At 73.0% G+C, this 18457-nt stretch carries 16 protein-coding genes; 1 reads left to right on the top strand and 15 read right to left on the bottom strand.

Going from position 1 to position 18457, the window contains the following annotated elements; genetic code table 11:
• Positions 1-74: 74 nt before the first annotated feature.
• Positions 75-752: an endo-1,4-beta-xylanase XynA gene (gene xynA, locus LNK82_RS39705; RefSeq protein ID WP_230572024.1), complete on the bottom strand. Its 678-nt coding sequence runs from the start codon at positions 750-752 to the stop codon at positions 75-77.
• Positions 753-1273: 521 nt separating this feature from the next.
• On the opposite strand from xynA, the gene LNK82_RS47310 reads away from it, so the two are divergent.
• Entirely contained in the window at positions 1274-5263 is a 3990-nt protein-coding gene (locus tag LNK82_RS47310) for a serine protease (RefSeq protein WP_268997864.1), read from the top strand.
• A 4-nt stretch (positions 5264-5267) separates the two neighbouring features.
• On the opposite strand, the gene LNK82_RS39715 is transcribed toward LNK82_RS47310, so the two are convergent.
• From LNK82_RS39715 to LNK82_RS39780, 14 genes are all read right to left on the bottom strand, one after another.
• Entirely contained in the window at positions 5268-6398 is a 1131-nt protein-coding gene (locus LNK82_RS39715; RefSeq protein WP_230572025.1) for an NHL repeat-containing protein, read from the bottom strand.
• Positions 6399-6562: 164 nt separating this feature from the next.
• Positions 6563-8287 (bottom strand): ABC transporter ATP-binding protein, encoded by a 1725-nt coding sequence (locus LNK82_RS39720; protein ID WP_230572026.1) that lies wholly within the window; start codon positions 8285-8287, stop codon positions 6563-6565.
• Complete coding sequence (locus tag LNK82_RS39725) at positions 8284-8730, bottom strand: lasso peptide biosynthesis B2 protein (protein ID WP_230572027.1); 447 nt, start codon at positions 8728-8730, stop codon at positions 8284-8286. Before LNK82_RS39725 ends, LNK82_RS39720 begins: the two co-directional genes overlap by 4 nt.
• Positions 8727-8984 (bottom strand): lasso peptide biosynthesis PqqD family chaperone, encoded by a 258-nt coding sequence (locus LNK82_RS39730; protein WP_230572028.1) that lies wholly within the window; start codon positions 8982-8984, stop codon positions 8727-8729. The genes LNK82_RS39725 and LNK82_RS39730 overlap by 4 nt, the downstream gene beginning before the upstream one ends.
• Before the next feature lie 12 nt (positions 8985-8996).
• Positions 8997-10829, bottom strand: a complete 1833-nt coding sequence (locus LNK82_RS39735) for an asparagine synthase-related protein (protein ID WP_308257464.1) — start codon at positions 10827-10829, stop codon at positions 8997-8999.
• Between the two features lie 16 nt (positions 10830-10845).
• Complete coding sequence (locus LNK82_RS39740; RefSeq protein WP_230572029.1) at positions 10846-10959, bottom strand: keywimysin-related RiPP; 114 nt, start codon at positions 10957-10959, stop codon at positions 10846-10848.
• Positions 10960-11267: 308 nt separating this feature from the next.
• The gene (locus LNK82_RS39745) at positions 11268-11648 is read right to left on the bottom strand and encodes an STAS domain-containing protein (RefSeq protein ID WP_230572030.1); all 381 of its coding nucleotides are present in this window, start codon (positions 11646-11648) and stop codon (positions 11268-11270) included.
• Positions 11649-11699: 51 nt separating this feature from the next.
• Entirely contained in the window at positions 11700-12119 is a 420-nt protein-coding gene (locus LNK82_RS39750; protein WP_230572031.1) for a response regulator, read from the bottom strand.
• The gene (locus tag LNK82_RS39755; protein WP_230572032.1) at positions 12116-13600 is read right to left on the bottom strand and encodes a PAS domain-containing sensor histidine kinase; all 1485 of its coding nucleotides are present in this window, start codon (positions 13598-13600) and stop codon (positions 12116-12118) included. Before LNK82_RS39755 ends, LNK82_RS39750 begins: the two co-directional genes overlap by 4 nt.
• A gap of 53 nt (positions 13601-13653) precedes the next feature.
• Positions 13654-14046: an ATP-binding protein gene (locus LNK82_RS39760; protein WP_230572033.1), complete on the bottom strand. Its 393-nt coding sequence runs from the start codon at positions 14044-14046 to the stop codon at positions 13654-13656.
• Positions 14047-14116: 70 nt separating this feature from the next.
• Positions 14117-14767 (bottom strand): response regulator transcription factor, encoded by a 651-nt coding sequence (locus LNK82_RS39765; RefSeq protein WP_230572034.1) that lies wholly within the window; start codon positions 14765-14767, stop codon positions 14117-14119.
• Positions 14768-14916: 149 nt separating this feature from the next.
• Positions 14917-16098, bottom strand: coding sequence for an MFS transporter (locus LNK82_RS39770; protein ID WP_372470776.1), 1182 nt, complete (start codon positions 16096-16098; stop codon positions 14917-14919).
• On the bottom strand, positions 16095-16871 hold the full coding sequence (locus LNK82_RS39775; protein ID WP_230572035.1) for a DeoR/GlpR family DNA-binding transcription regulator: 777 nt from the start codon (positions 16869-16871) through the stop codon (positions 16095-16097). The genes LNK82_RS39770 and LNK82_RS39775 overlap by 4 nt, the downstream gene beginning before the upstream one ends.
• Positions 16872-16934: 63 nt before the next feature.
• The gene (locus LNK82_RS39780) at positions 16935-18428 is read right to left on the bottom strand and encodes a discoidin domain-containing protein (protein WP_230572036.1); all 1494 of its coding nucleotides are present in this window, start codon (positions 18426-18428) and stop codon (positions 16935-16937) included.
• Positions 18429-18457 lie beyond the last annotated feature (29 nt).

Here is an 18457-nt window from a genome sequence, read left to right on the forward strand (position 1 = left end):
TGGGCCCGAAAGGGTGTGGGGACCGCGCCGGGGCGCGGCGGCTCCGGTGCCGCCGCGCCACCGGGTCCGGGTTCCTAGCTGACGGTGATGTTCGAGTTGCCGCTGCTCTGGTAACCCTCGGTCGCCATGATCATGTAGTAGCGGAAGCTGCCCAGCTGCATGCCGGCCCGGCTCCACGCGTCGAAGTGGTTGCCGGTGGTGATGGTGCCGCCGACCCGCCGCTGCTGGCGGACGCTCCAGAACTGCGCGAACGTCTTGGTGCCTTCGACGGACGGGGCGTTGTAGCGCATCGTGTGGTAGATGTCGTACGTGCCGCCGTCGCTGGTGACCGTGCCCCGGTGCGTGCCGGTGGGCCGGTAGTTGCCCCAGCTGTCCACGATGTAGTACTCGACGAGCGGGCCCGACGTCCAGCCGTAGAGGCACAGGTAACCGTTGCCCGAGGGGTTGAAGCTGCCCGAGTAGCGCACGGTCCGGCGGGACCCGGTGCTCCAACCCTTGCCGCACACGAAGTTTCCGGTGTTCCGCCACGAGGTGCTGTACTGCCCGCCCGACCCCATGGTCATGGAGACGGTGTTCTGGGCGTCGGTCCAGAACGAGTAGTAGTAGCCGTTGTGGGTGCCCGTCTGGTTCGTGGTGACGGTTTGGGCGTGGGCGGTGCCGGGCAGGATCAGCCCGGAGCCGAGCGCCAGGGCTCCGGCGCCGCCGATGAACGTCCTGCGGCTGATCGGGTGCGCAGGGGCGTTGTCTTCCATGGGTTTGCTTCCTCCTCGTTGAGGCCAGCGAAAGGTCACCCGTCGTGCAGCGGACCGGGCAGGCCTGCGGTGGCCGCAATGGCGGCCACGGCGCTCCCGGTGTCGTACACTGCGATCAGGCGTTCACCGCGTCGTCGCATTCGACGGTCGGTTGCCTCCAGTCGCGTGGGTGACCCGATCGACATCGGTCCAGGGTCTGTCGATGCAGACAGTGTTTGGCTGACTCCGGCGTGCTGTCAACAATTCTCGTAAGGTTGCGAAACCCTTATCGTAAATTTGCGCAAATTTGCCTGCCGCAGGCATGTCTTGAATTCATCGGCCCTGGTGTCGGCATTTCGCGGTCCGGCGGCGCCTCGGGGGCGGTGAAAAGTTTCGGAAGCCTATCGAACTCCGCAGGGGGTGCGGAGCGGTCGTCGGCGACCGCGCCGGCCGTCTCAAGATCACCCGATCGTGCGTGGCATTCGGGCGTGCGCATTGGGAAGAATGGTCCTGGGGATGTTGGTGCGCGGGGGGATGCGTCGATGGAGTCAGCGCGTGCGTTGCCTGCGGCTGTCGTGCGGGTGCGCGACGGTCGGGGTTCGGTGGTGGGCGCCGGCTTCCTGGTCGCGCCGGACCTGGTGTGCACGTGTGCGCACGTCGTGGGCGACGGCGCCGGGCCGCCGCCGGGGCCGGTGCGGGTGGACTTCCCGATGCTGCCGGGCGTGCCGGCCCGCACCGCGCGGGTGGAGGCGTGGCGGCCGGTGCTGGCGGACGGTCGCGGCGACATCGCGCTGCTGCGGTTGACCGAGCCGCCGCCGGAGGGCGCCGCTACGTTGGTCCTCGGCGCGGCGGAGAACCCGTGGGGCCGGCGGTTCCGCGTGCCCGGGTTCCCGGCGGGCCACGAGGACGGCGTCTGGGTCGGCGGCAGCCTGCGCGAGCGCCAGGGCACCGGGTGGGTGCAGATGCAGGCCGACGACGGGCCGCGCATCGCGCGCGGGTTCAGCGGCTCGCCGGTGTGGAGCGAGGAGCTGGCGGCGGTGATCGGCATGACGGTGGCCGCCGACCGCGGCTCGGGCACCGCCTACCTGATCCCGTCCGAGGCGCTGGTCGAGGTCTCGGGCGCGGTGGCGCCACCGTGCCCGTTCCGGGGCCTGCGGGCGTTCCGCGCCGAGGACGCGCGGTACTTCTTCGGGCGCGACGACGAGGTCGACCGGCTCGCCGAACGGGTGGCGCGGCAGCGGGTCGTGCTGGTGGTCGGGCCGTCGGGGTGCGGCAAGTCGTCGTTGGTGGACGCCGGGCTCCGGCCGCGGCTGGAAGCGGCGGGCAGGCCGGTGGCCCTGGTCCGGCCCGTGCCCGGCCAGACGGCGGACGACCTGCTGGCCGTGCTGCGCCCGGTCGCCGTGCCCGGCGCGGTGCTCGTGATCGACCAGTTCGAGGAGGTCGTCACGACCGACCCGGCCACCGCGCGGGAGGTGCTGCGGCTGCTGGACGAGCTGACCGCCGCGCCGGACGGACCGCGGGTCGTGCTGACGCTGCGCGCGGGTTCCCTGGACGGGCTGCTGGCGGCCGGCGGCGTGCCCGCGCTGGACGACGCGACGATGTTCCTCGCGCCCCTGAGCGGAGACCGGCTGCGACAGGCCGTGGAGCGGCCCGTGGCGCTCACCCCCGGCGTGGCCTACCAGGACGGCGTGGTCGACCGCGTGCTCGCCGACGCGCGGGACGGCACGGGCCTGCTGCCGCTGGTCGAGTTCACCCTCACCGAGCTGTGGAAGGCGCAGGAGGCCGGTCGGCTCACGTTGCGCGCCTACGACGAGCTCGGTGGTGTCGCGGGCGCGTTGGCCGGCCACGCCGAGCGGTTCTACCGCGACCTCGACCCGGCCGAGCGGGACCCGGTGCGGCGGTTGCTGGTGCGCCTGACCCGACCCACCGACGACGGCTTCGCGTTGCGCCCCACCAGGGTGGACGAGGTGCCCGAGGACCTGCGCCGGGTGGTGGACGTGCTGCTGGGCGCGCGGCTGCTGGTCGTCCGCGAGGACCCCGGCCAGCCGCGGGTGCTCGCCCCGGCGCACGAAGCCCTGCTGCGCAACTGGCGGACCCTGCGCGGGTGGCTGGAGGCCGACCGCGAGTTCCTGGCCTGGCACGCGCAGGTGCGTGAACGCGCCGACCAGTGGGAGCGCGAGGGCTGTGACCGGAGCCTGGTGCTGCGCGGCGGGCAGCTCGCCACCGCGTGGCAGTGGCTCGACCAGCGCCCGGCCGACGTGGACCGGCGCGAGCACGACTACGTGGCCGCCGGTCAGGCCGTGCGGCGCCGGTCGACCAGGACGCGGCGCGCGGCCGTGGCGGTCATGGCGGCGCTGCTGCTGGTGTCGGGGCTGCTCACCGCCCGCACGGTCTCGGCGAACCAGGAGCTGGACACCACCGTGCGGCGGCAGGGCGCGCAGCTGCTGTACGACCTCGCCGAGCGCGAGGCCGGGATCTCCGCGATGAGCGCGTTGCAGTTCGCGCTGGCGTCCTGGCGGCACGACCCGGCGGTCGGCTACGGCGCGCTGGTGCGGCAGCAGGCCGTGTTCCACGACGTGGCCGAGGTGGACGTGGACCGGTTCGCCGTGCCGATGGAGGTAATCGCCACGACCCCGAGCGGCGACGTCGCCGTGTCCGCGACCGCGTCCGGGGCGTTGACCGCGTGGCGTGGCCCGCGGGGCGACGCGCCGGAGTCGTGGCCGCTCGGCACGGTCGACGGCGTGGAGGGCATCCGGGTCAGCGACGACGGCACGCGGGTCGCGGTGGCCGACGCGGCGGCGGCGATCCGGGTGTGGGACCTGCGCGAGCGCGGCGAACCGGTCCTGGTGCGCCCCGCCTCCGCGGAGCCGGACCCGCTGGACGACGCCGGCCTGGAGATCTCACCGTCGGGCGGGCACGTCGTCCTGGTCAACAAGTCGTTGGTGGAGGTGTGGGACGTGGCGCGGCGGTCCCGCGTGGAGGGGTTCGCGCCGCCGCCGGCCGAGGTGCTCGGCGTCGCCGCGGTGGACGACGAGCTCGGCGTGGTGGCGTTGCTCGAAGCGCGGGCCGACGGCACGGTGTTCGCCGTGCGGTCGCTCGAGACCGGGGCGGAGGTGCGTGCGACGCCGGGGCTGTCCACCACGGCCCGCCAGGGGCGCATGGTGCTGTCGTGCGCGCACGACGTGCTCGCCGGGCGGGACGTGTTCAGCGGTGCGGAGGTGTTCCGCCGGGCCGCGCCGGACTGCGGCGACGTGGCCACCGACCTCACCGGCGAGTACCTGGCGTTCGACCCGGGCGTCGAGTCGGGCAGCTTCGGCCTGGTGACGTACCTCGACCCGCGTGACGGCCGGGCCTACCAGTCCTCGACACCGAGTTCGGACCTGACCGCGGACCAGGAGGTCGGCGGCGGCACGGTCGTGCTGCGGTCACCGGACGGCACGCCCGACATCCGGCACGTGCGCGGCCGGGCGGTGGTGCGGATGAGACCACCGCGCCCGATCGAGGAGGTCGGTTCCCAGCAGTCGGCGTACGCGGGCACGAACGACCTGGTCAACCCGGCGTACAGCGCGGACGGCTCGCTGATGGCGGTGGTGGAGGGCGCGAGCGACCAGGTGCCCGGCCTGTCGCTGGTCGACACCCGCACCCGGCGGCGGCTGGCGCGCGTGCCGGACCTGTTGCCTCCGGGCCGGTTGTTCCTGCAGTTCACCCCGGACAACGCCCGGCTGCTCCTGTTCGACGGTCCGGAGCTGCTCGTGCTGGACACCCGCGACCTGGCGGAGTTGCGCCGGGTCCGGCTGCCCCGGCCCGCGGAGCTCGGTGACCAGGGCGACCGGCTCTGGCGGCGTTCGGTGGCCGCCGTGGACGACCGCACCGCCGTGACCTTGTACGCGGGGCTGCTCACCCGGTGGAACCTCGACAGCGGCTCGCCGATCGGGGAGCCGCTGCCGGTCGGCGACACCGCGCGCGAGCTGCTGGAGGCGGCGGAACGCGGCGTCGTCCTGCGCACACCCGATCCCGACCGCGTCCTCGTCAACACGCCGCACGGCCAGCGGTGGTGGGACCTGGCGAGCCGGGCCAAGGGCGCCGACATCGCACCCGAACCGGACTCGACCATGGTCGCCGCGGCGCTGCACCGGCCACGCATCGCGATCCAGTACTCGTCGGGCCGCGCCTACGTGCACGACACGGACTCCGGCACCACCTCGGCGGCGATCCCGCTCACCGCGCACGTGGCGCCCCTCGGGTTCACCCCGGACGGGAAGCTGCTCGCCTCCGGCGAGGACGAGCTGATCCAGGTGTGGGACCCGGGAACGGCACGCCTGCTCGGCGAGTTCCGGCTGCCCGACGACACGGTCAGACCTGTGGTGGCGGGCTCCCGGCTGATCGCCGCGAACAAGCAGGGCTTCGTCTCGCTGGACCTCGAACCGTCCCGCTGGTTCCCGGCGTTGTGCGCCGCCGCCGGTCGCGACTACACACCGTCCGAAGTGGACCGACTGCCGCCGGGGGTCGACCGGGGCAATCCCTGCGGGTGACGGCTCAGCTCGGGTCGCCCGGCGCGGGGTCGGTGGGGCGGTCCCACGACTCGGTGGTGAGCTGGGCCAGGGTGGAGCTGGTCAGCTCGGTGACGAGCAGGCTGCGGGACAGGGGGAGCAGGCGGTGCGCCTTGCAGTGCTGGGTGGGCAGCACGGTGACCTCCTCGCCGACGACCTCGGTGTAGTCCGGGTCGAACGTGACTCGCACGACCACGTCGAGCACGTCGTCGGAGACGATCGACGACCCGAGCAGCCACGCGCTCGGCCCGCCGGCGGGGTCGAACGCGATGTGCAGCAGTCCCGCGTCGGTGACCTCCGAGGACCGCAACCGGAACCACGTGGTGGAGCCGTCGGCGTCGATGCGGCCGAACGTGCCGATGCCGTGATCGCTGGTGCCCAGCAGCGCGACCCACAGGCCGACCGGACCGGCCACCAGCCCCACCGGCCGGTCGGGGACGTCCAGTTGGGCGGTGTCGCGGGTCCGGGGGTTGATGCGCAGGACCTGGCTCGCGTCGTCCTGGCTGGCGTAGAACTCGCCGGATTCGGGGTGCCGGGCGACGAAGATCGGGTTCGGGCGGGCCTCGTAGAGCCGGAACCGGGACGGGTCGGCGTGGTCGATCGACAGCACGTGGTTGCTGGTCTTGAGGCTCACCCACAGCTGGTCGCCGTACTCGCCGACGTAGTGCGGCCCCTGCCCGCCGCCGGGGACGTCGATCGTGCGCAGCACGCGGGGTGGCGCGTCGACGTCCGGGCCGTTGGGGTCCACCAGCAGGAGCCGGTTGTCGCCCTCGTGGGTGGCCCACACCAGGCCGGGGTGGCGCTGCGACACCGCCAGGCCGTGCAGCATGGAGTGCGCTTCACCCAACGGGTGCGCCCGCACCGCCTGGACCTGCTCGCCCGCCGGGTCGAGCCGGACCTTGACCAGGTGGCTGTTGGACATCTGCGACACGAGCACCAGCGGCAGCCCGGGAACCCGCACCAGTTCGTGCGTCTGCTCGGCGTGCGGCAACCCGTACTCGACCACCGAGCGGCGCGGCACGCCCCGTGCCGGTCGGGCGTGGGCCGGACCGGCGGTCACCAGCGGCGTGGAGATCGCCGTGAGCAGCACGGATCGGTGGAACGCGCGCCGGTCCATCGGGCCTCCTCGGACGGGATCCGGATCGGCCCAACCGTAGGCACGGCCGCGCCCCGCCACTGCCCGATGCCCCGGACGAGCCCGCGTCGGGTGAACGGATTGCCCCGTCACGGGGACGCAGGCCCACCACGACCTGCCACCGGGGGGTGGCCGCCGACGCCCTGTCACGTGGCGAGTCGCCGGTACAACTCGCTGTCGCTCAGCAGTTGCGCCGGCGTTCCCCGTGCGGCCACGCGACCGCCGTCGAGCAGCACCACGCAATCCGCGCTGCGCAGCGTCGACGGCCGGTGCGCGATGACGAGCAGGGCGCACTCGGCGGCGACGCGGGCGACGGTCTCGGCCAGGACGGCTTCGGTCATGGCGTCCAGTTGCGAAGTGGGTTCGTCCAGCAGCAGCAACGAGGGCTTGGTGAGCAGCGCGCGGGCCAGCGCGACTCGTTGGCGTTCCCCACCGGACAGCGTGCAACCGCGGTCGCCGACCTCCGTGTCCAGTCCGGCGGGCAGGCGGGCGACGAGGTCACCGAGGTCGGCCAGGCGCACCACGCGGTCGATCTCGGCCACGTCGGCGTCGGGGTCCGCGTAGGTGATGTTGTCCCGCAGCGTGCCGTGCAACACCGGGGTGTTCTGCTCCACGAAAGCAAGTCGTGCCCGGCACTGCGCCCGGCTCAGCTCGCGCACGTCGCGGCCTTCGAGCAGGATCGACCCGCCTTGGGGGTCGTAGAAGCGCTCGACCAGGGCGAGGACCGTGGACTTGCCCTCTCCCGACCTGCCCGCGAGCGCGACCAGGGAGCGGGGCGGCACCTCGAACGACACGCCGTGCAGCACCGGGCGGTCGGGGTAGTGGAACCGCACGTCCCGGAACTCCAGCACCGCGGTCGTCCGAGCGGGCTCCGCGGCGACGGGGGAACTCGCCCGGTTCTCCTCGACGGGCAGGGCCAGGACCTCCCACACGCGCTGCAACGCGCCCATGCCGCGCTGGATGGTGGTCACGGCGTGGAACGTCGACGCCAGCGGAACGGCGAGGTAGCTCGCGTACAACAGGAACGCCACCAGGTCACCCAGTGAGGCGGCGTCACGCGCGACGCGGACGCCACCCACGAGCAGCACCAGCAGGAGCGTGCCGTTGGCCGCCAGTTCGACGGCGGGATCGGCGACGCAGGCCAGCCTCGCGGTGCGCACGCCGGAGCGGTAGGCGGAGTCGGCCTGCCGCCCGATGCGCTCGGTCTCCCGCTGCTCCGCACGGCTGGCCCGCACGGTCCGGATGGCGCCGAGCGCGCGGTCGAGGTCGGCCGCCATCGCGCCGACGCTGGCCTGGGTCCGCTCACTGGCCGCGCGCATGCCCCGCACGGCGCCGACCACGAGCAGCGCACCGGCCGCGACGGTCACGAACACCAGGACGAACAGCGTGACGTCGAGCCACACCATCAGGGCCACGATCCCGGCCGTGGTGATGACACCGGTGACCAGGTCGACGAACGACTGGGCGACCACGTCGCGCAGCACGGTCGTGTCGGCGCCGGTCCGGGACACCAGGTCGCCGATCCGGCGTTCGTCGTAGACCGGTATGGGCAGCTTCAGCAGGTGCCCGATCAGCGACCGGCGCAGTCCCAGCACGATGCCCTCGCCCGTGCGTTCCAGCAGGAACCGGCCGAAGGCGCCGAGGAGCGCCTGGGCGACGAACAGGGCGGCGAGGACGGCGACGAGTCCCCACGCCGCCCGGCCCGTGCCCGCTTGGGTGATGGCCTCCCGCGCGAGCAGCGGTTGCGCCAGACCCAGGACCGCGCCCACCAGGGTGAGCAGCACGGCGACCAGCACGGCCTTCCGGTGGCCGCGCACGAGCCCGAGCAGATCCCTGACCCGCGCGCCCGGCGCGTCGGGCCCGCGGCTCATCCTCCGGACCTCCGCGAGGGCGCCGGTGGCACCACGATGAGGCGGATGAAGTAGTCGGCGGGCACCTGCTCGTCCACCAGCCGACCGTCCACCTCGACCCAGGCGTGCGCGCCGAACGGCGGCCTCTTCCGCGCGCCGGCGCACCACGTCGGCCACGTGCCCGTCATGCGGCACAGCAGCGCCGTCGCCAGCGAACGGGGCAGGCACCCTTGCGGCCCGGCGCACGTGAGGCTGATCGCGAGCACCGCGTCGCGCGCCCGTTTCGCCTCGGCGTGGGTGGCGGGTCGGGCTCCGCGCCGGAGCACGGTGAGCACTGCCCGGATGCGCGCCGGCGACCACCGCGCGATCGGGCGGACCGCGGCGACCGCCAGCCGCGCGGCCACCCGTCGTGGCAGGGCGATGTCCCGGCGGGGAGGCCGGGTGATGGCGCCGGGGCTCGTCACGACGTGACCAGGTCGGCCGAGCGCAGGCTGTCGAGCAACGTCTCGACGTCGTTCCTCGCTTGGGGTTCGTCCACGTCGAACTGCTCGGTGAGCGCCTGCACCGCCTCGGCGGGCGTGCGGCCGGCCATGAGCAGGCGCACCACCTCCGCGCCGGTCGGGTTGAGCTGCCAGTACTCGCCGGTGCGCTCGTCGAGCAGCACGGTGCCGTACTCGGTGTCCGCCGTGGACACACCGTCGCGGATCCGGAGGGGCATGCCGATCTCCCTTCAGGCGGGGGTGGTGGAGCGCGCCAGCGCGCGCAGCCAGACCTCGCAGCCGATGGTCGTGTAGAGGGTGGCCCTGCTCAGGTCCGGTGTGGACGGTCGGACGGCGAGCGCCCGGAGCTGTCGCGCGTCGACCAGTCCGAGGTCGGCCAACCGGGAGTCCTCCCACAACGCCAACAGGTCGCCGCGGTGCTCGCGCAGGCCCTCGGCGTCGTCGAGGGCGGATTGGGCTTTGGTGGTGCGCTCCAGGCACTCATCGGCGACGACGCCGCGCATCGCCTCCTTCAGGACGGGCTTGTAGGACCACGGGGTGACGCGGTCCTCGGGCCGCACGGACAGGAAGGCCTCGATCACGCGGTCGTCCATGAACGGGGACGTGATCGGCAGCCCGGCGCTCGCGGTGATCTGCTCCCAGTGCCGGATGATGCGGTTGCTGCTGCGGATCTGCTCCAGGTCGGCGTGCAGCCCTCTCGTCGGCGCCAGCGGTCGCGCGTCCGGCGCGGCGGCCAGCAGGGCTCCCCGTGCCAGGTCCACGGCCTCGTCCGTCACCCACGGGAAGAGCCGGGGCGGCATGCCCCACCCGAGACCGGTGGTGGCGACGTCGGCCATGGGCGACCGCAGGTCGTCGGCGGCGTCGGCCAGCCAGGCGTGATAGGGCCGGTTGTCGGCCAACGCGCGGATCATCGGCATCCACGGCGAGTGCCACAACGAGCGATAACCGCGCAGTCGTCCGAGCGCGAACAGCGGTCGGCGGCGCAACAGCGTGTGGTGGTAGGCGTCCGAGCACCAGGCGACGTGGTCGCCGCCGATGCCGGTGAGGTGCAGGCGCGCCCCCTTGGCCGCGAGCCGGGGCAGGTGGGCCGACAACCGCGCTTGGTCCATCACGCCGATGGTGGGCTCGTCCACGGCGTCGTCGATGTCCCGCAATCCGGCGTACACCAAGGGGGACCGTTCGGCGGGCAGGCTGTCGTGGACCACGCCGGGTAGGTGCGCGGCTGCGCGGCGGGCCCATGCGAAGTCGTCGTCCGCGTCGTCCAGGCCGGGCCAGGTGAAGGCGATGACCTCGGCGTTCCCCCGGGCGGCGAGGAAGCACACGGACGTCGAGTCCAGGCCGCCCGACAGGTCGCAGCTCACCACGCCGCCTGGCCGGGTGCGCGCGTCGACCGCTTCCGCGAGCGCCTGGCCCGCCCGCACGGCGCCGTCCGCGATCGACCGGGACGGCTCGGGCGGGTGCCACCAGCGGGACTGGCGGGTGCGGACGCCGTCCGGCTCGACCACCAGGTAGTCCTCGGGCGCGACCGAACGCACTCCTCGCCACATCGGGGTGTCCGCCAAGGGGTGCGGCACGGGAAACAGCAGCCGCACCGCGACCTGCTGCTCGTCGAGTTCCGCCCCGGCGAGCCCGGCGAGGAGATCGGCCCGATCGGCGACGACGGTGACACCCGCGACGACGGCGTGGAACACCAACCGCATCCCGGAGGCACTGCCCTGGGCACGCAGCCGCCCGTCCACCGAGGCCACGAGGTGGAAGCTGCCGGGCAGTCGGCGCGCCAACCGGTCGACGTCGGCCACGTCGCGCAACCGCTCGGCCTCGAGGGTGAGTTCCGCCGCCGTCACCGGGCAGCACCCGATGACCGCCAGCCTGGTCGGCCCCGCCTCGGCCGCGGTGATCTCGCCGCCGGGGCGCCGGGCCACGAGCCAGGGCCGTCCCGAGGCGTGCGTGACGATCAGGTCGGCCGCGCCCCGGAAAGGGGCCACGGCGAGCGCGCCCTCGCAGTCCGGCAGGACCGCGAAGCCGACCTCGCCGTGGCCCGGCGTGCGATTCGGCGCCGACATCAACGCGTCGGCGGCGTCAGTTCTTGCTGAAGATGAGGCGGTCCCGGCCGTTGCGCTGCAGCAGGCCGGTCACCCTCGAGAAGGCACCTGAGCGGATCAGGACCGGTGCCTCGTACACGCGCTTGGTCATCGTGCGTCCCTTCTCGTGAGGATTCTTCGAGTGGCGCCGCCCGGTGCTTTCGCGGGCCGATGGACGACTGCGCGCGCGGCGGCCACGCCTCATCATGTAACTCTCGGCGGCCACCGCACGCCGATCCTCGACAGGACCACTCGGACGAGGCAGGTGCCGCCCGTGACCACCGTGGGGGCGCTCGAACGCGTGTGCGCTCGACAATTCAGGAGAAGGCCTCGGCTCGGCCGATCTTGTCGGTGCGGCGTCCGGTGGGAGGACCGCGCGCGATGCCGACCGTCCCGGTCGGGCAGACCCGATCGGGCGACTCAGTCCCGGCGGACGCCCCGGGTCGACGCCACCGACGCCAGCGCGTCGTCGACCGAGTCGAACACCGTCAGCAGCGGTCCGAGGAAGGTCAGCTGGATCGGCCTCAGCACGGCGCGCCCGGTCGCGACGACCGCGAGGGTGTCGACGCGACTGCGGACCTCCAGCAGCAGCGACAAGCCGGCGGAGCTGAAGAAGCTCACCTCGGACAGGTCGAGGACCAGCGCGGACGGGTGCTCGACGAGGCCCGACGCGATGGTGGCGCGGACCTCGGGGATGGTGTCGATGTCCAGCTCACCCGCCACGCCGACGACGAGGACGTCGCCCGCTCGGGTGACACGGATGTCGAGGATCGGTGAGGGGTGCCCCATCGGCTCGGCCACGACGTCTCCCGGGTGTGATGCGGTGTCGCCCACAGTTGTACCAGGTCGACGCTACGTGCCGGGTAGCGGAGACGCACCCCTGCGACCGTCGCGCCCCTGCCGTCCCAACCGGCGGACGGCCGCCACGATGTCGCTGTTCGACACGCCTTTGACCAGGTGCTCACCGACACCGACCGACGTGAACTCGCGGAACGTCTCGCGATCGGCGAAGGCCGTCAGCGCCAGGACCCCGGTGTTCGGCGACCGGAGCCTGATCTCCCGCGCGGCCCGGCCACCGCCACCGCCGGGCATGCGGACGTCGAGCACGACGACGGCCGGGCAGTGGCGCTCGACCAGCTCGATCGCCTCGTCCGCGTCGCGTGCCACCGCGACGACCTCGAAGTCCGGCTCGGCGTCGAGCACCTCGCGCAACGCGTCGCGGATCATCGGGTCGTCGTCCGAGATCACCACGCTGAGCTTGGGTCCTGTCACGGCTCACCGCCGGGTGAGTCCGGGATCCAGAACCGCACCGCCGTGCCGCCGTCGGGGCCACGTCCCACCGACCACCAGCCGCCCGCGGTCTCCGCGCGCTCACGCATCTCGATCATGCCGAAGTGGTCGGTCGCCGGTCGGTCGGCGGGCACGCCCGCGTCGGTGTCGACGTGCGCACCGACACCGATGCCGTTGTCCGCGACCTCCACCAGCGTGCCGCCGTCGACCGAGGTCAACGACACCTCGACCGCGGACGCCCGCGCGTGCTTGCGGACGTTGACGAGCGCTTCCTGGCAGATGCGGAAGATCGTGATCGCGGACTCGACGGGCGGCTCCTGGTCCAGCGCGTGCCGCAGCCGGTAGGTCATGCCCCGCGGTCCGGCGAGGTCGGTGAGGTAGTGGTCGAGGGCCTGCGCCAGGCTGTGCCGGTCGAGTTCCGGTGGGCGCAGCCGGAACACCAGGTTGCGCAGCCGTCCGATGGACGCCCGCACCGCTTCGTCCAACTGCCGCACGACGGCGGCGTCCTGCTCGGGCAGTCGGTTGGCCAGCAGTTGCAGCCGCATGCCGACGGCGACCATGGACTGGATCGAATCGTCGTGCACGTCCCAGGCGATGCGGCGCCGTTCCAGCTCCTGCGCCTCCACGAGGTGGCCGACGAGCCTGCGCTGCTCGGTCAACGTCCGCTCGACCCGTCGGTGTTCGGTCATGTCGCGGGTGACCTTGGCGAACCCGCGCAGGCGGCCCGCCGCGTCGGTCAGGGCGGTGATGATGACGTTGGCCCAGAAGCGGCTGCCGTCCTTGCGCAGGCGCCAGCCCTCGTCCTCGAACCGGCCGACCTCGGCGGCCACTTCGAGCTCGCGCCACGGCTTGCGCGCCACCAGGTCCTCGGGCGGGTAGAAGGTCGAGAAGTGCTCGCCGACGATCTCCTCGGCCGAGTAGCCCTTGATCCGCTCCGCGCCCGCGTTCCAGCTGATCACCCGGCCGGTCGGGTCGAGCATGAAGATGGCGTAGTCGATCACGCCCTGCACGAGCAGACGGAACCGCTCCTCGCTCGCCCGCAGCGCCTCCTCGGCCCGCATCCGCTCGGTCATGTCGCGGGTGACCTTGGCGAACCCGCGCAGGCGGCCGGACTTCTCGAACAGGGCGGTGATGATGACGTTGGCCCAGAAGCGGCTGCCGTCCTTGCGCAGGCGCCAGCCCTCGTCCTCGAACCGGCCGACCTCGGCGGCGACCTCCAGCTCGTACCACGGCTTGCGCGCGTCGAGGTCCTCGGGCGGGTAGAAGGTCGAGAAGTGCTTGCCGATGATGTCCTCGGCCGAGTAGCCCTTGATCCGCTCCGCGCCCGCGTTCCAGCTGATCACGCGGCCCGTGGGGTCGAGCATGAAGATCGCGTAGTCGATCACGCTGTCCACGAGCAGGCGGTACGCGTCCTCGGCCGGTGGTTCGAGCGCGGGCTGGGCGGGGTGATCAGCGGCGGCCATGGCGTCACTGTGCACGATGCTCTGCGGCGGTGCCACGGGCCGGCGCTCCGACGTCAGGACGCCACGTCGGCGGTCATCTCGCACCACACGACCTTGCCGCCGCGTTCGGCGTGCGCGCCCCAGGCCGTGGTCAGCTGCTGGACGAGCTGCAGGCCCCACCCGCCGACGGTGGCGGACAGCCGTGGGCGCGGCAGGACCGGGCTGCCGTCCTCGACCTCGACCCGGAGCCGGCGCGCGTCGCCCGCCAGCCGGACGACGGGGATGGTGGCCGTGTGCCGCAGGGCGTTGGAGACCAGTTCGGAGGCGACGAGCACGACGTCGCCGTGGTCGCCGAGGTAGCCGAGGTCGCTGAGGGTCTTGCGGACGAAATCGCGGGCCAGGCCCGCCGCTCCCCGGTCGATCGGCGCGCTGAACTCAGCGACCGGGCCAGACACCGAGAGTTCCACGTCCGTACTCTGGGGTATCGAGCGGCCGGTGCCCAGACGCACCGTCACCGTCGGCACTAGTGCAGCTGCACTAGTCGAGCAGGCCGTCGCGGCGGGCGATCGCCACCGCCTCAAGCTTCGACCTGGCACCGAGCTTCTCCAGCACCCGCTGCACGTGGTTGCGCACGGTGTTGCGGGCGACGCCCATGCGTTCGCCGATCTCGTCCGTGGTCGCGCCCTCGGCCATGAGCAGCAGCGCCTGCCGTTCACGGACCGTGAGCGGCACCCCGTTGCCCTTGGCGCGCCCGGTGAGCTTGTCCAGCACGCCCGCGAGCAGCCCGCCGTCGAACACGACCTCACCGGCCGCCACCCGCAGCACGGCGTCGGTCAGCTCCTCCAGGCGGGCGGACTTGAGCACGAGGCCCGCGGCGCCTGCCTCGGCGGCGCGGGCGGCGACGGACACGGTCGCCTCGCCGGTCAGCACCAGCACCCGCGCGCCCCACTCCTCGAAGCCGGCGATCGCGTCCAGGCCGTCACCGTCGGGCAGCCTGCGGTCCAGCAGCACCACGGCGGGCCGGTGCGTGCGGACCTCGGCCATCGCGGCGGCCACCGAGCCGACCGTGGCCACGACCTCGACCTCGCCCGAGTCCGCCCAGGCCAGCCGGATCGCCTCGGCCACCATGTGGTGGTCCTCCACCAGGACCGCGCGGACGGGTCGGGACGGGTGGGATGGGTGCGCCATGCTGTGGAGATCCTCGTCGCTGGTCCGGCCACCCACCCTAGCCCTTCCGGGCCAACCCGGTCCGACCACCACACTCGAAGATCGGCACGGCGGGCGCGCTCGGTCCACACCGATCAGGATCGCAGGGCCGCGTTCTCGGACGACGCGGGTCAGCTCGACCCGATGTGCTCCTCCGCCGGCGCCGGGCGCGGCGCGAGGACGCCCGCGAAACCCACCGCCAGCAGGCACAACGCCACCGGCACGAGGAACGCCACGTTCAGCGGGATCCAGTGGGCCAGACCGCCGATCAGCGCCGGACCCGCGAGCAGACCCACGTAGCCGAGACCGACGACCCGGGCCATCAACGCGCCCGACGACCGCTTGTCCAGGTTGCCGGCGGCCGAGAACAGCTGCGGCACGCTGCCCGACAGCCCCAGGCCGAACAACGCCCAGCCCGCGAACGCCAACCACACCCACGGCGAGAACACCACGAGCACGAGCCCGAACGCGGCCAGCGCCGCCCCGTACCGCACGATCGCGACCGGCCCGACGAGCGCGGCGACCCGGTCGGTGGCGAACCGGCCCACGGTCATCGCCACCGCGAACGACCCGTAGGCGAACGCCGCCGTGCTGGTGGACGTGCCGAGGACGTCCTCGGCGTGCAGCGCGGCCCAGTCGTTGGCGACGCCCTCGGCGAGCATCATGGCGAACGCGATGGCGCCCAGCAGCCACACCAGCTTGGTCGACGGCTTGGCCGCCGGCGCCTCCGCCGAGGCCGCTTCCGGCTCGGGGCGGCCGTCCATCAGGAACCGGCCGGTCAGCAGCGACACCACGATGGTGAACACGCCGCAGGCGCTCAACGTCACCGTCGTGGGCACGTCGGCGTTCAACGTCACCGCGCCGACGACCGCCGCGATCGCGCCGCCGATCGACCACATCGCGTGGAACGACGCCATGATCGGCCGCGGGTAGGCCCGTTCGACGACCACGGCGTGCGAGTTCATCGCCACGTCGATCGTGCCGTTGCCGAAGCCGAAGCACGCCAGGGCCAGGCCCAACGTCCACCACGACGTGGCCAGGCCCGGGAAGAACAGGGCGATGCCGAGGAGCACCCCGGCCGCCGGCAGGAGCTTGCGCTGGCCGAGCCGGTCGGCGAGCGGACCGGCGACCTGCATGCCGACGAACGCCGCCGCGCCGAGCACGAGCAGCAGCCCGCCGAGGGTGCTGTGCGAGATGCCGGTCGCGCGTTCCACGTTCGGGATGTGCACCACCCACAGGCCGACGGCGAACCCGTTGAGGGTGAAGTAGATCCACGTCGCGACGCGTGCGGCGCGCGGCAGGGCGGTCGTCACAGGTTCTCCAGTCGTTCGGCTACGTCCACGAGCACCCCGCGTGCGGCCAGCTCGCGGCGCACGTCGGCGGGGGAGTCGGAATCGGTGACCAGCACGTCCGGGCGGTCGGCGGGGCAGACGTGGGCGAGCGCCGTGCGGTCGAACTTCGTGGCGTCGGCGAGCACGATCGTGCGGCCGGACACGGCCATGGCCTGCTGCTTGACCTCGGCGTCGGCCAGGTTGTGCGCGGTGAGCCCGGCGTCCAGGTCGAACGCGCACGGGCTGAGCACGGCGACGTCGAACCGCAGGGCGCGCAGCGACGCCAGCGCCAGCGGGCCGACCATCGCCAGCTCACCGGGCCTCGGCTCACCGCCGGGCAGCAGGAGCCGCACCTCGGGCGCGTCGAGCAGCTCGCGCACCGCGTGCAGGGACAGCGGCATGACGGTGACCGGGCGACCACGCAGCAGCTTGGCCACCTCGACCGCCGTCGTGCCGCTGTCCAGCACGATCGTCTCGCCGTCGCGGATCAGCTCGACGGCCGCCGCGGCGATGGCGCGTTTCGCGTCGTTCGCGGTCGCCGTGCGCGCCGTGAACGGCGGCTCGACGCCCGCCGGGCTCAGCGGCACCGCACCGCCGTGCACCCGGCGGAGCACACCGCCCGCCGCGAGCAGGTCCAGGTCACGGCGGATGGTCATCTCCGACGCGCCGGTGGCCGCCGCCAGCTCCGCCACGGCGACCTGCGCGCCGGAGCGGAGCCGTTCGATGATCACCCGGTGGCGGTCGGCGCTCTTCACGTGAGCAACCGTCGCAAATCGTGTGCGTTCGAACAAGCGATTTGTGCTTACGATCGCATTCGGTCAGGTGGAGTAGACCTCCAGCTCGTTGACCCGCACGTAGCCGGGCTGGTGGGCGGGGCCCTGCGAGGCGCTGATCCGGACCAGCCGCGAGGTCCGGGCGGGGAAGGTGAGGGAGACGCTCAAGGACGTGTTGTCGGTGACGCCCGCGACGGTCACGAACGCCGTGCCGTCCCACACCTGCACCTGGAACGCCCGGATCGGGTAGCCCTCGCTGGTGTGGACGACGACCCGGCGAACGGTCTTGGCGCTGCCGAAGTCGACCTGCACCCACTCCGGACTGGTCGGCGGCCACGTGCCGGGCGCGTTGGCCCAGCTGTGCGGGCCGCCCAGCAGGGTGTCGCGGACGCAGTCGTTCACGCGCTCGGGGGAGTAGCCGACGTGCGTGCTGGACGCCGACGCGGTGCTCGCGCACGCGAGGTTGCCCGTCGTGCCGTCGCCGCCCTGGCTGCACGTCGTGAACCGGACCTGACCTGTGTCGTACTCGCGGTGCGTGGAGTCGGCGAACCGCACCACGGCGTGGCCCGCGTTGTCGTCACGCCGGCCCCAGGTGACGTTCGCGTTGATCGTGCCGCCTGGGGTCGGGATGGACAGGGGCACGTCGACCCGCGGACCGCCGTCCTCCTCGTACCACTGGTAGGCGAGCACGTCGCCGAGCGCCGAGCGGTCCCACGTGGTGACGAAGGCCCCTGACGACTGCCACGAGCCGATGTCCCCCTGGCCCACGCCGGGCAGCACGATCCGGCGCAGGACGGTTCCCGTGGTCGTGACGACCAGCACCCGCATCTCCCGCTCGCCCTCGAACCAGCTGCCGAACGCGGCGCGGTCCGGCACGCGCCACTGGTGCAGGTGCTCCAGACCGTTGTCGCGGCGCAACCCGGTCGGGTCGCACACCGCCTGTCCGCGCACCTCCTCGGCCTGAAGGGCCGGCAGGGCGGAGGTCGGTTCGTGGACCGACAGCACCCACACCTCCTTGGTGGCGGCATAGCCCTCGTCGATCGCGTACGGCAGTTGTCGGACGCCGCCGGTGGGCGAGAGGACGTAGCCGGGAGCGCTGGTGGCCCGTTCGTCGGCGGGCGCCACGGTCAGCACGACGTTGTCACCGGTGGTGACGCCCTCGTCGGCACGGGGGATGTGGATCTGCGGTTCGTAGGAGAAGCCGTTGACGCTCCGCAAGCTCGCGACGGCCGTCTTCAGCTCGACCCACCACGGCTCGTACGGGTTGACGACGTAGGAGTCCTCGGCGGCTTCGACGACCTCCCGCAACAGCGCGTCGGTGTCGCCGTGGGATCGGCTGCCGGCGAGGTAGCGCACGAGCGCGCGGAGTTGGCTGTTGGCCGAGGCGGTCAGCACCGGCTGGACCAGGGCTTGCAGCTTCTGGTTGATCACGGTGTCGTCGGTGGGCGCGGCGGTGGCGGGCAGTGGTGCGACCGCTGCGAGCGCGGTGCCGACGAGCAGGGCGGTGAGCGTGGCGGCGATGGATCTTGTGCGTCTCATGGACGAGAACCTCCCCAGGTTTGTAACCG

It is taken from the genome of Saccharothrix luteola, from assembly GCF_020859565.1.
GTDB lineage: Bacteria > Actinomycetota > Actinomycetes > Mycobacteriales > Pseudonocardiaceae > Actinosynnema > Actinosynnema luteola.

Excerpts from the sequence above, each read along its gene's own strand:
- xynA (WP_230572024.1), bottom strand. The coding sequence starts at position 752 with ATGGAAGACAACGCCCCTGCGCACCCGATCAGCCGCAGGACGTTCATC.
- LNK82_RS47310 (WP_268997864.1), top strand. The coding sequence starts at position 1,274 with ATGGAGTCAGCGCGTGCGTTGCCTGCGGCTGTCGTGCGGGTGCGCGAC.
- LNK82_RS39715 (WP_230572025.1), bottom strand. The coding sequence starts at position 6,398 with ATGGACCGGCGCGCGTTCCACCGATCCGTGCTGCTCACGGCGATCTCC.
- LNK82_RS39720 (WP_230572026.1), bottom strand. The coding sequence starts at position 8,287 with ATGAGCCGCGGGCCCGACGCGCCGGGCGCGCGGGTCAGGGATCTGCTC.
- LNK82_RS39730 (WP_230572028.1), bottom strand. The coding sequence starts at position 8,984 with ATGCCCCTCCGGATCCGCGACGGTGTGTCCACGGCGGACACCGAGTAC.
- LNK82_RS39735 (WP_308257464.1), bottom strand. The coding sequence starts at position 10,829 with ATGTCGGCGCCGAATCGCACGCCGGGCCACGGCGAGGTCGGCTTCGCG.
- LNK82_RS39740 (WP_230572029.1), bottom strand. The coding sequence starts at position 10,959 with ATGACCAAGCGCGTGTACGAGGCACCGGTCCTGATCCGCTCAGGTGCC.
- LNK82_RS39755 (WP_230572032.1), bottom strand. The coding sequence starts at position 13,600 with ATGGCCGCCGCTGATCACCCCGCCCAGCCCGCGCTCGAACCACCGGCC.
- LNK82_RS39765 (WP_230572034.1), bottom strand. The coding sequence starts at position 14,767 with ATGGCGCACCCATCCCACCCGTCCCGACCCGTCCGCGCGGTCCTGGTG.
- LNK82_RS39780 (WP_230572036.1), bottom strand. The coding sequence starts at position 18,428 with ATGAGACGCACAAGATCCATCGCCGCCACGCTCACCGCCCTGCTCGTC.